A 14,755-nucleotide genomic window follows, 5' to 3' on the forward strand; every position below is an offset into this window, starting at 1 on the left:
GGCCGACTCATTCGGCGCTCTTGAGTGCGTTGGTGACGGTGCCGCGGATTTCGAAGACCGTTCCATCCAAGTTTAACACCCGAAACACCTCACGAATCGATTCACGCATGCCACAAAGGTACAGATGCGTGTCGCGGGGCTTGAGCTCGGTGTGCAATTGGATCAGGATTCCGACGGTTTCGGACGAACAAAATCGAACGGAAGCGAAATTGACAATCAATCGTTTCGGATCACATTTCTCCACCATCGCGAACAGCTCACGCTTGGTCTGCACGAGCGATTCGGTCGACAGCACGCTGGCATCGTGAAGATGCACGACATGAGCACCTTCGATTTCCTGCAAATCAAACTGTTCGTATTCCGATTCCGCCACTTCGTCGAACGCGACCTCATCGGCGGCCTTGGGATCGCGCGGCTGCGTCAACGGCGTCATCCGAAACAGGCTTTCCATCGCCTCGGCCAATTCACGTGCCGACGCATAACGCTCGCTGGCGCCGAACGACAATGCCTTGGCAAACGTCTTTTTGAACTGATCGGCCGCACCGCTGTCCAATCCTTCGTACAGCCCACTTTGAAACACTTCCTCGGCGGATTGGGGGGCGTGACCGGTCAGCACGAAGAATCCGATGGCAGCCAGGGAATAAACATCCGACTGAGGTCGAATCGCGTCACCGGATCCGACCGACACCTCGGGGGCAGCAAACTCGTTACGAAAGTCCGCCGATTCCTCGTCATCCTCGGACAACAGCATCCCGGGCATCCCGAGATCCGCGATCACCGGTTCGCCGTTCTTTTCCAGCACCACGCATTCCGGAGAAAGGTATCCATGGACCAAACCGACCGCGTGCATTTGACTGACGCCCAACGCAAGCTTTCCGACCAGCAAGGCAACCTGCCGGGGTTCGATCAGCGCGGCTTGCTTCGGCTCGACCGTCGCATTTTGGGCGGTGATTTCGCGTAAATTCGGCCCCTCGACGAGGGTCGTTGCCAGATAATCCACGCCGTCGGTCTGGCCGAAATCTAAAACGGCCGACAGATGCGCGTTCCGCAGACCCGCCAACGCATGGGCACGGGCATCAAAATCGCTGCGAATCTGTGCATCCAACCCGGAAAAATCGGCGATCCGGACCGTCAACTTGCGATCCAGATGCGGGTCATAAGCCAAATAGACGGACTGACGCCCTTCACGTTTGAGCAGCTGTTTCAGCTCAAATCTGCCCACGGATTTAATGTTTAGTTCTTCCATCCTTTGGTCGTCTCCAGTAACCAGACCAAAGCGGACGGGTGGAATCGAGGACTCCTAATATTGATTACTTCAACGCTGCTGTCAACTAACCGGCGATCCATCAGCAGGGGCCCCCAGGAGGGCCCCTTGGCCCCGCCGCAATGGCAGTCCGCAGCATCGTCCGGCAAGCAGGAATCCCCCGCCGAAAACCGGTGGATGATTCTTGATTTCCGCCCACGGATCGGACCACCCTGCCCGCACCCGACCGTGCAGATCGATAGACTGAACGATGCCGTCGAACGCCCGGAAAGGCATTGGAGACCGCCCACTCGGAGAGTGGGGCAATCCTGACGCTCACAATCGAGATCCCGAAACGCGCAGATTGAAGATGACAACTATTTTGGTCGTGGACGATTCACGTGTCGATCAGACGCTGGTACAGGGGATCTTGTCGAATCATCACGATCTGGAACTTCGTTTTGCGGGCCATGGCGTCGAGGCGATGCAATCGATTCAACAGCAAGCCCCCGACTTAGTCGTCACGGATCTGATGATGCCGGAGATGGATGGCTTGCAACTGGTCCGTCGCATTCGACAGGACCGACCCGAAATTCCGGTGATCGTGATGACGGCGATGGGGTCGGCCACCAATGCCGTCGAAGCGTTAGAAGTCGGTGCGGCGAGTTTCGTCCCCAAATTACAGTTGACCGAACGACTGTCCGATACCGTGCGGCAAGTGCTGATGCTCAAGCAAGCCGTCCATCCCTACGGCGGCGTCGTCCGCTGTCTTTCCGATGCCGAGTTGACGTTTCACTTGCGCAGCGACATCAATCTGATCCCCCAATTCGTCGACCTGGTTCAACGCACCACCTCGGGGTTGGCCATTTGCGATGCGACCGAAGCGATCCGCATCAGCCTGGCACTCGAAGAGGCGTTACTGAACGCGCTGGTGCATGGCAATTTCGAATTGACCGCGGAGGTTGCCAGCAACGGCATCAATCCGTCCAGCGACGTGTTCAGCAATCGTTCCAACGAGCCGCCCTACTGCGATCGAACCATTTTCGTCCAACTCAGTGTCTCCGGCGCCGCGATGACGTTTGTCATCCGAGATGAAGGCCCCGGTTTTGATGTCGCTCAACTACCCGATGAAAACGATTTAACACCCTTTGAAGGCGGCATCGGTCGCGGCATTCGATTGATGCGTTCGTTCATGGACAAGGTGTCGTTCAATGCCAAGGGCAATGAAGTCACGCTCGTGAGAAACTTTCGATCCACCGCCGATGGCTAGCCGACCCGATGGACGTCGACGAACCACCCGTTGTGCTGTTCCCCCATCATCCGACCGAAGTGATGCCGATGATCAAGCTGAGCCGAATACTCACCGTGATTGACGTGGAGACGTCTGCGGATGCACCGCTGACCGATGCATTGGCCATGGCGGCACGCAATCAAGCGGAATTGCACCTGCTGCACGTCGTGGCCAAGCACGCGATTCCACGCTTCGGCAGCGAGAAACGTTTGCACCAGGCCCGCGAAAAACTAGTCGCCCTGCAAATCCCCAACGAACAGGTTGCGGTCAAACGCGACATTCGACGCGGAACACTGACCGATTGCATCGCCGGCTATGTCCACGATCACGGCATCAACATGGTCTACCTCGCCCCGGAAGGCGTCGGCGCAACGGACAAAAAGGAATTTCGTTCGATCGTCAATCGCGTGCTCGACGTGTTGACCATCCCGGTGTTGATCAAGCCCTTCGAAAACCAAGTCCAATCGGATCAAATTCATCGCGCCGCCGAGGTGGTCGAAGCACTCGGCGACGAGCCCCGGACCGGCCAGCACGACCAAACCCTCGTGCGGCTGCGTGAGGCGGTCGAAGCGGAAATGCAATTGCCCCGCGAACTCGCCGAACGCCTGGTCGCACAAATGGAAACCCGAGGCATCTTGACCTGGACGGTATCGGCAGATGACGACGATCAGGACAATCATCACGGCCACTGGCAGGTTCACGTGGAGAAAACCGAGGACGCCCCCGCGGCGGCAGAGGCTGCCGAAGACTTTGCCGAAACCACCACGGCGATCAGCTTGCTGCGTCGGGCGATCGAAGCCGAAGCAACCGACATCCATGTCGACCCGCTCTCCAAAGATGAATACGTCGTCCATTTTCGTGTCGACGGAAAAATGCAACAATTCTGCACCATGCATCACAACATCGCTTCCCAAGCGATGAAGCAACTCAAACTGATGGCCAACGTCAGCTTGTCGGATCCCTTCCGGCCCTCCGAAAGTCGCCTGGAACTGCCCGATTCGATCTCGACACACGAGGTCCGCATCACGACGGCGCCGGTCGCCCAAGGCGAAGCCATCGCGTTGCGATTGATCGATTACGAACAGTCACGCAAACCGCTCAGCGAACTGGGGCTCTCCCAAAATTCCTTTGCCTCGGTTTACCGCATGCTGCATCGGCGGTCCGGAGTCGTTTTGATCAGCGGCCCGACGGGGGCCGGCAAAACGACGACGGCTTACTCGATGCTGAATGTCCTGTTCTCGGAAAAACAGAACATCATTTCGATCGAAGACCCGGTGGAATTGATCGTTCCCTTTATGAGACAGATCGATGTCGATCAGCGGCACGGATTCACGATGCAGGCGGGACTTTCGACCATCTTGCGGATGGATCCGGACGTCGTCTTCGTCGGCGAGATCCGCGATCGGGAAGGCGCCAAGGTCGCAATGCATGCCGCCTCCTGTGGGAAACGCGCATTCAGCACGATCCACCGACGCGACGTCTCGTCGACGCTGTCGGCGATGCAGGATTTCGAGATCGATCCGACGACGTTGGCTAGCAACCTGGCCGGCGTGATCACCCAACGACTGGTCCGTCGACTGTGCACGCATTGTTGTCAGGTCAGTCCGGTGACGAAGCAAGAGCAGGCGCTCTTTGAAGCCCACAACCTGGTCGTGCCGACGACCATCGCGCGACCCCGATCATGCGAGCACTGCCGTGGCACCGGATACAAAGGCCGAATCGGGGTCTTCGAAGCCGTCGTGATCGATGACGAACTGATCGACGCGATCCAGAGTCGCAAACCGGAATCAGAGATCCGATCGATCATCCGCGCCGGCGGGGCCGGCCTGGTACGCGACGCATTGATGAAGGTCCGTGACAAAATCACGTCGATCCAAGAAGTTCAAGACATGAGTTGGATGACCGAAACCATGCCGATCGAAAGCCCGGCGGAGAACAAAAACGATACCTATCAACGTGGCGCACCGTTCCTTCACCTGCCCACACGTTGAGAAGCAAGCGGATCGGATGCCCCTCCCTGCCGGAGATCGTGCAGTTTCAAAGTTGTCGATAGTCAAGGGTTTTCGTCACTCTTCCCCTGGGCATTGGTGTCGACACATCTTGCGTCACCCTCCCAGAGGGAGGGTGACTTCAAACTGCACGAATCTCTGTTAGGAGCACGACGGAAAAGGTGTCGACCTCAAAAAGGTTGCATAAACTCTCTTTAAACGGCTATACTGCGGACCGATGCATCGCTCGGGCCAACGGATTGATTCCGCCCGGGTCCCACCTGAATCATCCCACCACTCACCCCGGCCTGATCATGTTGACGATCAAGGGTCCTTCCAGTCGCTATTGCGACGGACGAAACCGGCGAAGCTTTTTAAAGATCGGCGGACTGTCCTTCGGCATGGGCGGCTTCTCGCTAGCGGACCTGTACCGCGCCGAAGCTTCCTCTCCGTCTCCTCGATCACACAAATCGGTGATCAACATTTTCTTGGCCGGCGGTCCACCACACCAAGACATGTGGGACATCAAGACCGAGGCGCCGAGTGAAGTCCGGGGCGAATTCCAGCCGATCAACACCAACGTGCCCGGCATCCAGATCTGCGAGGTGTTCCCCAAACTTGCCGCGTTGATGGACAAGTCGGCGGTCATTCGCAGCGTGGTCGGTTGCCGCGGCGGACACGACGGAATGCAATGCTTTACCGGTTGGGAAGGCAACTCGTTGAAGAACCTCGGCGGACGTCCTTCGATCGGTGCGGCCGCGGCGCGGTTGTTCGGCCCGGTCGATCCCTCGGTGCCGCCCTTTGTCGGGCTGGCCGCGCCGACCCGTCACGTCCCTTGGTCCGATTCTGGGCAAGCCGGTTTCTTGGGATCGGCCTATTCGCCCTTCAAGCCCGACGGGCCGGGCATGCAGAACATGACGCTGAAAGGGATTTCATTTGATCGATTGCAAGATCGCCGCCGGTTGTTGAACGAACTGGACACGATGCGCCGAGACATCGACATCAGCGGTGCGATGGAAGGCATGGATGCGTTCGGCCAACGCGCACTCGATGTGCTCACCAGCAGCAAGTTGGTCGATGCGTTGGACCTGTCCAAAGAAGACCCCAAAATCGTTGCCCGCTACGGCGACGGTAAACCGTACAACTATCAATACGACGGAGCCCCGACCTGCAACGATCAATTGCTGGTTGCGCGCCGTCTGGTCGAAGCCGGCGTCCGTGTCGTCAGCCTCAGCTACGGGCGTTGGGACAGCCACGGTCAAAACTTTGACCTGGTCCGCGACCACGGCGGCAAACTCGACCAGTGCCTCAGTGCGCTGGTCAATGACTTGGACGAACGAGGCATGTTGGATGATGTCGCGATCGCGGTCTGGGGTGAATTCGGACGCACTCCCAAAATCAACGCCAACGCCGGACGCGATCACTGGACCAAAGTCAGTTGCGCTTGGTTGGCCGGTGGCGGCCTAAAAACCGGTCAAGCCATCGGTGCGACCAATCGAATGGGTGAAGAGGCGGTCGAGCGGCCGGTCGACATGCAAGAGGTCGTGGCGACGCTGTACCACACCCTGGGCATCGACACCCACTCAACCACCATTGCCGATCCGACCGGACGCCCGCAATTCCTGGTCGACAGCGATCCGATCGCCGAGTTGATCGCATGAACCAAACCGCTCCCCAACGTGGCGTAAGCTTCCAGCTTGCGACCCCCAAAAGCTCTCAGCTTGCGTGTGGCGTAAGCTTCCAGCTTGCGTCCCCCGTAAGCTCTCAGCTTGCGTGTGGCGTAAGCTTCCAGCTTGCGCCCCCCAAAAGCTCTCAGCTTGCGAGTGGCGTAAGCTTCCAGCTTGCGTCCCCCAAAAGCTACGCTGTGAAGCATTTATTCCGTGCGTTCTACGAGGTTTTAGCGACAGCCCGCAAGCCCTCCGGTTCCTCATCGTTACCGAAAAACCGGAGGGCTCGCGCCCTACCGCAAAAAATGGCTTCACCGCATTACCCCACTAGCTTCCAGCTTGCGATGCGAGCCCTCTCGCTACTCGCATTGCTCTGCCTTGCCAGCCCCCACTCTGTTGCCGACACCCTGCGGATCGACAACAGCCAAGGCGGTGCCGCCACCGAGTTGGTCGGCACCGACGCTCGGCTGCAACTGATCGTCTCTCGATCCGAATCCAACGGCATGACGACCGACCGGACGCGGCAGGTGACATTCACCGCTTCGCCCGACGGTCTGGTTTCGATCGATCCGAGCGGATTGGTCACTCCGTTGGCCGACGGGACCGTCACGTTGTCGGCGACCACCGACGAGGGCGAAAATGCCACCGCGACGCTGGTCGTTTCCGGCACCGGCCAGGCTCAACCGGTCAGTTTTTGCGGGCAAGTCGTTCCGATCTTCACCAAATTGGGCTGCAACGGCGGCGGGTGCCACGGAAAGATCGCCGGTCAAAACGGGTTTCGGCTTTCGTTGCTCGGGTTTGAGCCCGGCGAAGATCACAAACGATTGGTGGCGGAATCTCGCGGGCGTCGTGTTTCGTTGGCCTCGCCCGATCGAAGTCTGTTGTTGATGAAAACGATCAACGCGATGCCGCACGGTGGCGGAGCCCGGACCGATCGCGACTCGCACGAGTACCGCGTCCTACGGCGATGGATCTCACAGGGAATGCCCTACGACCAAGGCGAAATTCGGACGGTCCGTTCGATCCGCTGTTATCCCCCAGTTCGCCGAATGGCCGGCGGCAGCGAGCAACAACTCTCGGTGATCGCCACTTACAGCGATGGCTCGGTCGAAGACGTCACCCGCGCGGCGGTCTATGAATCCAACGACACGCAAATGGCGGAGGTCAGTGACACGGGACTGGTGCAAACCGGTCAGCTGGTCGGCGATGTCGCCGTGATGGCCCGCTACCAAGGTCACGTGACGGTGTTCCGCGCCGAAATCCCCCTGCGGATTGAGATGCCCTCCGAGTCGATTGCCGCTGAGACTGATCCGGCCGCGATCGAATCGGTCAACGTGGTGGACCGGTTCGTCCGCAAGAAACTCCACTCGCTCGGAATTCCCGCGTCACCGCCATGCGATGACGCGACGTTCCTTCGGCGCGTGACGTTGGACCTGACCGGTCGGCTTCCGACCCTGGATGAAACCAACGCCTTCCTTGCCGACGAAGCGGCCGACAAACGCGCTGAGACGGTCGAACGATTGTTGGCGAGCGACGACTACGCCTCGTTCTTTGCACGCAAGTGGGGCGTGATCCTGCGCAACCGACGTACCGGTGGTTCGCTGCAAGTCTCGAACATGCTGTTTCATCATTGGTTGAAGGAGTCCTTCCGCGACAACAAAGCATACGACCAACTCGTCGACGAATTGCTCACCGCCAGCGGCTCGCTGTTCAGCAACCCCGCGACGGCGTGGCTGTCGCAAGTCACCGACCAGAACGAACGGGTCGAAGACATCAGCCAATTGTTCCTCGGACAGCGGATTCAGTGTGCACGTTGCCATCACCACCCGTACGAGAAGTGGAGCCAAGAGGACTACGCGAGAATGTCGGCGTTCTTCTCGACGATTTCAAAGAAGACACAGGGTACCGACGTCACATTCGTGACCCGCATCGCCGCACCGTCGGCCAAGCACCCGAAAACGGGCCAGAACGTGTCGCCGGCCGGACTCGATGCCGAAGCGATCGAGCCCGATGCGGCGACCGACCCGCGCAGGGAGTTGAGTGACTGGGTGACATCACCAGAAAATCCGTTCTTTGCCAAAGCGCTCGTCAATCGGTACTGGAAGCACTTTTTGGGGCGCGGATTGGTCGAACCGGAAGACGACATGCGTGTCACCAACCCGCCGTCAAATCCCGAATTGATGGATGCATTGGCGGCATCGTTCGTCGAATCGAATTACGACTTGAAAGCGTTGATCCGGCTGATCTGTCATTCCGACGTTTACAACGCCTCCTCCGACGCGCTCGCCGACAACGTCATCGATCGTCGCAGCCACTCGCGTTACTACCCCAAACGCTTGCAAGCCGAAACGTTGCTCGATTCGATCGATGTCGTCACCGGAGCGTCCACGGCGTTCGCCGGGATGCCGGCCGGAACAAGCGCCGTTGAACTGCCCGACACCGGATTCAATTCGTATTTCTTGTCCGTGTTCGGTCAGCCCGATTCGAAAACGGCCTGCGAGTGCGAGCGATCCTCAGAGGCGAATCTTGCGCAAAGTCTGCACCTGCTCAATTCGGAAGAGATGCAGAAAAAACTGACGCATGACCAGGGACGAGCCGCCGCGTTTGCCGCCGACACCTCACGACCGACCGCAGCCAAGATTCGAGAACTGTACAAGCTGGCGTTGAGCCGCGAACCGAACGACGGAGAACTCAAGTCGACGCTGAGCTATCTGGGGGAACGCGACAATCAAAAAGAGCCCTGGGAAGATTTGATCTGGGCCTTAGTGAACTCCAAAGAGTTTTTGTTCAACCACTGATGCCCCACCCATCCAATCCCTCCTCCGCCGGTCCCTCACGCGGCGACCGGCCTTACCGGTGCCACTTAATCGTCGCCGTTCTCGCGGTGATCTGCATGGCCGCCGGTGGCGTTCATGCTCAGTTGCCCGTGATCGGGCTCCGGGCGGTTTCCCAATCGTTCTTTGCCCCCGGGGAGTCGTACGAGGTCACTGTCGCCGAAGGTGCGAACACGGAAGAGGTTCACGAGCTTGTTTTCTCGCATCCGGGGATCACGGCGACCTTGCTGAGCGGCTCGGCCAGACCATTCACCAAGATCGAAGCACCGCGTTACGGCAGCTTCAGTGTGACGGTCGCCCCCGACGTTCCCGAAGGACGCTATGAAGTCCGCGCGGTCGGCCGCTTCGGAATCTCCAATCCGCGTTCGATTGTCGTTCAAAAAGAGATTCGCGTCGTCCCCTCGGTGGGCACCGATCCCTCGACGGCAACTGCCTTGGAACTCGGCCACACGCATTGCAGACGCGTTTCGCCACAGCGACGAGATTTCTATTCGCTCGACGCAATCGCCGGCAAGCGATACAGCGTTCGGGTGATCGCACAAGCCATCGACTCCCAGCTGATCGGTGCCGTCTCGGTCGCCGATGCCAAAGGACAAACGCTGGACAGTGCGATCGGCAGCGACCATTCGGACGTGCAACTCACGCTGACGGCAACCGACAACGGCCCGTTGACCGTCGCGGTACACGACGCATTGTTCCGGGGCGGTGCGGCCTATCCCTACGGTTTGTTGGTGACCGAAGGCAACCAGACACAAACCGACTTGCAACCCGAGTTCCCCAAATCAGTCAGCGTGGTGACGCGGGATCCGGTCGAAGTCGACGAAACCGATGTGCCCGTCGAGCTGACCGTCCCGGCTTGCGTGGAAGCCGACTTTGATTCGACCAGCGACAGCGATCAATACCGTTGCAAATTGTCCAAGGGCAACGCAGTTTTGATTGAAGTGGTTTCCGATCGGATCGGCCAACCGACCGATGCGCGTTTGATCATCGATCGATCGCTGGTCGACGCAGCCGGAACGCAGACCTGGCAACGCGTCGCAACCGCCGAAGACGGCCCCAACCTGTCGGACTCCGTCATCCGATTTGCCACGGGCGATCCCGTGCTGCATTTCCAACCGCCCGAAGACGGCGACTATCGAATCACAGTCGCCGACTTGGACACGGGCCAATCACTCGGCGAACGACAGCGGTATCAGCTTTTCATCGGCACGCCCCACCAGGATTGGCAACTGCTGGCCTATCACGTCTATCCCCACAAAGACCCCAAGACGTCTCAACCCTCGGGAACGCACCTGATGCGTGGCGGGGCGACGACGATTCGGGTCTTTGTGATCCGAAACCAGATGTCGGCGCCGATTCGGGTTTCGATTCCCCAGTTGCCGCCCGGACTGGTCTGTCGTCCCGCCTGGATCGCGGCCAACCAAAACCACACCGACCTGTTGATCACCGCTTCGGACCAGGCACCGACCCAACACAGTCCCTTGCAAGTGGTCGGCGAAGTCACCCGTGACGGCCAAAGCGAAACGCGACAGGCGCGGGCCGCATCGGTGATCTGGCAACAAGACGGCTATCGCCCCACCGCACACACGCGTTTGACCGATCGATTGAAGGTCGCGTCATCCGATCTCGACACCTGTCCGCTCAGCATCGACCCCGCCAGCCAAGACGTGGTGGTGGCGAAAAAAGGAACCAAGGTCACGGTCCCCATCAAGGTGACCCGTCGCGAGGGAGGATCCGAAGCCGTCGTCTTGCGGGCTCAACACCTGCCACCGGGCGTCAGCGCCGGTGACCTGACGATCGCCAAAGACAAATCGGAAGCCGAGTGGACGATCGATGTAAAAAACAACGCAGCCGTCGGCAGCTACTCGTTCTGGGGTCAAGGCGAAACGAAGGTCAAGTTCGCCGTCAATCCGCAGGCACTGACACGCGAAATCGAGTACCGCGATACGCTGAAAACCATCCGAGCCGATCCCGACCGCTCCGGCGATCATGCAGACATCGACAAGGCGATCGCGGAAGCGGAAAAGCGGATCGAAGCGATCAAAAAACAGGTCGCTGCCCGCGATTTTACCGTCTATGTCCCGATGAGCTTGATCACACTAGAGATCCAGTAAGCCGAGAGTGGATTCGCGAACGGCATTGGCCAACGCAATGACCTCCGCCGCCTTGGTCGGGTGATGCCCTCGACGAAGCGTGTACTCGTCCCTCGGACGAATCCCTTCTTCCCTCCCACCCCGTTGCAATGATGCGTGATCGATCGCTTCCCATCGTCTTGATGCTCTGCTTCCTTGCACCCACCACGTTTGCCGAGCAAGCCGATTCGGATCAGTCCGTCAGTTACGCCCGTGACATCGCTCCCATCTTGCAACGCAACTGCGTCGCCTGTCACCGCGCCAAACAAGCCGAGGGTGGGCTATCGCTGGAGACACACGAGGCGATCCAGGCCGGCGGCGACAGCGGATCGTTACTCGTCGCCAAGCAACCCGAATCGAGTGTGCTGTATCTGCGCGCCAACGATGACGACGATCCGATGCCACCGGACGACAACACGGTGGGCGCCCAACGATTGACACCGGAGGAACTTGCCTTGTTGCGGACCTGGATCAACCAGGGCGCGAACTTGGATGCACACGCCGTCGACGATGCGATCGATTGGCAACCCATCCCCGATTCGATTCGCAACAGTTATTCGCTCGCCGTTTCACCGGACAACCGTTTGATCGCGGTCGGGCACGCCAATCGGGTTGAACTGCGCGATGCACAGTCCGGTCAGCACGTTGGAAATCTGATCGACGAAAGCCTTCCCCAGACCGGTGTCGCGGACTTTGACGTCGTCCAAGCCATTGCATTTTCCCCCTGGGCCGATCGCATCGCCACCGGCGGCTACCGCACCATCCGAATCTGGAAACGACAACCGACCGAGCCCGCCATTCCGCTTGCCCTTCGCCATGCATCCGGGCCAACCACCGTCAGTCCCGACCGGACGGCAATCGCAGTCGTTAATGCCATCGGTGACGTCGAAATCTGGCAGACCGCGTCACAGGAATTGCGGCACACGCTGCCGAGTCTTGGACGGGTCGCGGGGACCGACTGGTCGCAACCCGAACAACTGGTCGTGGGATACGAAAGCGGAGACATCGGCATTTATGGTGCTCACGACGGAGCATTAATCGCACAGCTGAAACTGGATCATGCCATCGCAGCGGTCGCGCAAAGCCGCGACGGCAACTTCGTCGCCTCGCTCGGCATCGGCGGTCAAGTTCGGTTGTTTGACGGTGACCAACCGCATCCCTCGCAAACCGTCAACGCGATCAGCGATGCCACCTCGATTGCGTTTTCCGCGCCGGGCTCCTTACTCGTCGGCACCGCGTCGGGTGTTGTCAAACGGATCGACCCGGCGTCGGACCAGATTGTGCTTGAACTTGCCCATGGCTCGAGCATTCAGGCACTCGCCATCGACAAGGCGGGAAAGACCATCGTCACCGGTGGTGCCGACGGGATCGCAAAGCATTGGGACCTCGCTGACGGAAAGCTGCTGCAGACGTTTCTCGGTGACCGCCAATCGCAGCTTCAAATCGCCTCGCTGGATCGAGACGTCAAACGCGAACAGTCGTGGCTGCAAACACTCGAGGGCAAGACGAAGGAACTGAATCAGTTGCTGGAAAAAGAGGAAGCGGCGTTGGCGAAAGTGACCGAGGCTCGTGAAAATGCGGTCAAGGAACTCGATGAAAAAGCCAAACAGCGAGACGACACGGCCAAACAGATCGCGGGCACCGAAAAAGGCATCGTCGAGGCCCAAGCAAAGATCGACGCAGCGACGCGGGCCGCGGCGGATGCCGAAGCCTTGATCGCCAAAAACCAGACTCAAATGGAAGCGTTGAAAACCGAGTTGCAACCGCTGGAACAACAATCCGCGACGGCGGTCACGCAAGTTCAATTGGCGCAAGCGAAAGTCGACGAAGCCAATCGAATGCTGGCCGCTGCGAAACAGTCGGCCGAGGTCATTGCAAAGCAAGTCGAAGAAAAGAAAACACAACTGGCAAGCGTCACCCAAACCCGTGCGGTCGCCGATGAAACCCTGACGAAGTCCAAAGCGGCGGCGGCTGACGCGACCAAGCAACTCGAATCCGCCAAAGCGACACTTACCAAACAGCGCGAGTCCCTTGCCGCGGTGGAAAAAGAGGTTGAAAAGAAACAGGCCGACGCAGCCGAGCGTCAGCAAGCACTGGTGACGGCAAAAAAGACACGTGATCGTGCGTCCGCGAATCTACCCAAGCACCAAGAGATCCTGCGGAAGCGAAACAATCGTCTGACAGATCTGAAACATCGACACGCCAGCGTCGTGGATCGCCAGAGTCAATCTCCCGCGATCGCCTCAATCGCGTTGTCCGACGACGAGACGTCGGTTGCCCTGGTGGATGCCGATGGCGGGGTGCGAACTTATCAATTGATTGACGCAAAACCACTGGAACGAATTCAGCTTGCCGACACAACGGGCCCCGACGATCTCGCCGACGCCTACTTTCTGGATCAACATCAGCTGGTCGTTCATCGTCCCGTCGGACCGCCCCTGATGATCGATCCACGGCAGCGGTGGACACTTGAGCGAACGATCGGTGGGCTTGACTCCGACTTGATATCCGACCGCGTGACGTCCCTGGATTTTCGCGGGGACGGCCAATCGATCGCGATCGGCAGCGGGACCCCCAGTCGTCGAGGACAAGTCTTGATCGTCGCCACGTCCAGCGGTGACGTCCTGCGTCGGTTCGACGATCTGCACAGTGATTCGGTGTTGTGTGTCCGTTTTTCGCCCGATGACCGGCTGCTCGTGACCGCATCGGCCGACAAGACGATCCGCTTGTTGGATGTGCAGACCGAAGAAGTCGTCGGTGCACTCGATGGACACACCCATCACGTCCTCTCGGTAGCCTGGAAACAGGACGGCCGACTGATCGCCAGCGGAAGCGCCGACGGAACGATCAAGACATGGGACGTGGAAACCGGCCAACAAAAACGCACCATCGGCGGATTCCCCGATGAAGTCACCGCGGTGGAATTCGTGGGCGACAGCACACGCGTGGCCAGCAGCTGTGCCGACGGACAATTGCGGATTCACGAAACCAACAACGGCGGTTCGGTCGCCACGGCAGCAGCGCCGGGCGATTTTCTGTTCACGCTCGGGATCAGCGCCGATGCAGGCCGCGTGTTTGCCACCGGACAAACCGGCGCCGTCCACATCTGGCAAACCGAAGGGTTAAAATCCGCCGGGCAGTGGTAGGGCAATGCCACGTAAGCTGTTAGCGGAACGGCGCGAGCCGTCCGGTTGCAGCTCAAAACCACCTTGAAACACCGGAGGGCTCGCGCCCCGCCGCTAACAATCAAACGAACCTGTTAGCGGAACGGCGCGAGCCGTCCGGTTGCAGCTCAAAACCACCTTGAAACACCGGAGGGCTCGCGCCCTGCCGCTAACAATCAAACGAACCTGTTAGCGGAACGGCGCGAGCCGTCCGGTTGCAGCTCAAAACCACCTTGAAACACCGGTGGGCTCGCGCCCTGCCGCTAACAATCAAACGAACCTGTTAGCGGAACGGCGCGAGCCGTCCGGTTGCGGCTCAAAACCACCTTGAAACACCGGTGGGCTCGCGCCCTGCCGCTAACAATCAAACGAACCTGTTAGCGGAACGGCGCGAGCCGTCCGGTTGCGGCTCAAAGCCACCTTGAAACACCGGAGG

7 protein-coding genes are annotated in these 14,755 nt (G+C 59.3%); 6 read left to right on the forward strand and 1 reads right to left on the reverse strand.

From position 1 onward, the window contains the following. Window positions 1-7 precede the first annotated feature (7 nt). A complete protein-coding gene (locus tag NZK35_RS28820; RefSeq protein WP_259635987.1) occupies window positions 8-1,222 on the reverse strand; it encodes a protein kinase domain-containing protein in 1,215 nt (404 codons plus the stop codon). A gap of 391 nt (window positions 1,223-1,613) precedes the next feature. Between NZK35_RS28820 and NZK35_RS28825 the strand changes: the two genes are divergently transcribed. From NZK35_RS28825 to NZK35_RS28850, 6 genes are all read left to right on the forward strand, one after another. After that, complete coding sequence (locus NZK35_RS28825) at window positions 1,614-2,513, forward strand: ATP-binding response regulator (RefSeq protein WP_259635988.1); 900 nt, start codon at window positions 1,614-1,616, stop codon at window positions 2,511-2,513. 8 nt (window positions 2,514-2,521) lie between these two features. Then, complete coding sequence (locus NZK35_RS28830; RefSeq protein WP_259635989.1) at window positions 2,522-4,525, forward strand: ATPase, T2SS/T4P/T4SS family; 2,004 nt, start codon at window positions 2,522-2,524, stop codon at window positions 4,523-4,525. Between the two features lie 311 nt (window positions 4,526-4,836). Beyond that, the gene (locus tag NZK35_RS28835; RefSeq protein ID WP_259635990.1) at window positions 4,837-6,183 is read left to right on the forward strand and encodes a DUF1501 domain-containing protein; all 1,347 of its coding nucleotides are present in this window, start codon (window positions 4,837-4,839) and stop codon (window positions 6,181-6,183) included. Window positions 6,184-6,533: 350 nt separating this feature from the next. After that, window positions 6,534-8,987: a DUF1549 domain-containing protein gene (locus tag NZK35_RS28840; protein WP_259635991.1), complete on the forward strand. Its 2,454-nt coding sequence runs from the start codon at window positions 6,534-6,536 to the stop codon at window positions 8,985-8,987. Further along, window positions 8,987-11,137 carry a hypothetical protein gene (locus tag NZK35_RS28845; RefSeq protein ID WP_259635992.1) on the forward strand — a complete coding sequence of 717 codons (2,151 nt, stop codon included), beginning with the start codon at window positions 8,987-8,989 and terminating at the stop codon, window positions 11,135-11,137. The genes NZK35_RS28840 and NZK35_RS28845 overlap by 1 nt, the downstream gene beginning before the upstream one ends. A gap of 128 nt (window positions 11,138-11,265) precedes the next feature. Continuing rightward, on the forward strand, window positions 11,266-14,301 hold the full coding sequence (locus tag NZK35_RS28850; protein WP_259635993.1) for a WD40 domain-containing protein: 3,036 nt from the start codon (window positions 11,266-11,268) through the stop codon (window positions 14,299-14,301). The last annotated feature ends 454 nt before the right edge of the window (window positions 14,302-14,755 follow it).

This window comes from Stieleria sedimenti, from assembly GCF_025060895.1.
GTDB lineage: Bacteria > Planctomycetota > Planctomycetia > Pirellulales > Pirellulaceae > Stieleria > Stieleria sedimenti.

Bases quoted from the DNA above. Each gene is read 5' to 3' on its own strand.
- NZK35_RS28825 (WP_259635988.1), top strand. From the start codon at position 1,614: ATGACAACTATTTTGGTCGTGGACGATTCACGTGTCGATCAGACGCTG.
- NZK35_RS28830 (WP_259635989.1), top strand. From the start codon at position 2,522: ATGGACGTCGACGAACCACCCGTTGTGCTGTTCCCCCATCATCCGACC.
- NZK35_RS28835 (WP_259635990.1), top strand. From the start codon at position 4,837: ATGTTGACGATCAAGGGTCCTTCCAGTCGCTATTGCGACGGACGAAAC.
- NZK35_RS28840 (WP_259635991.1), top strand. From the start codon at position 6,534: ATGCGAGCCCTCTCGCTACTCGCATTGCTCTGCCTTGCCAGCCCCCAC.
- NZK35_RS28845 (WP_259635992.1), top strand. From the start codon at position 8,987: ATGCCCCACCCATCCAATCCCTCCTCCGCCGGTCCCTCACGCGGCGAC.
- NZK35_RS28850 (WP_259635993.1), top strand. From the start codon at position 11,266: ATGATGCGTGATCGATCGCTTCCCATCGTCTTGATGCTCTGCTTCCTT.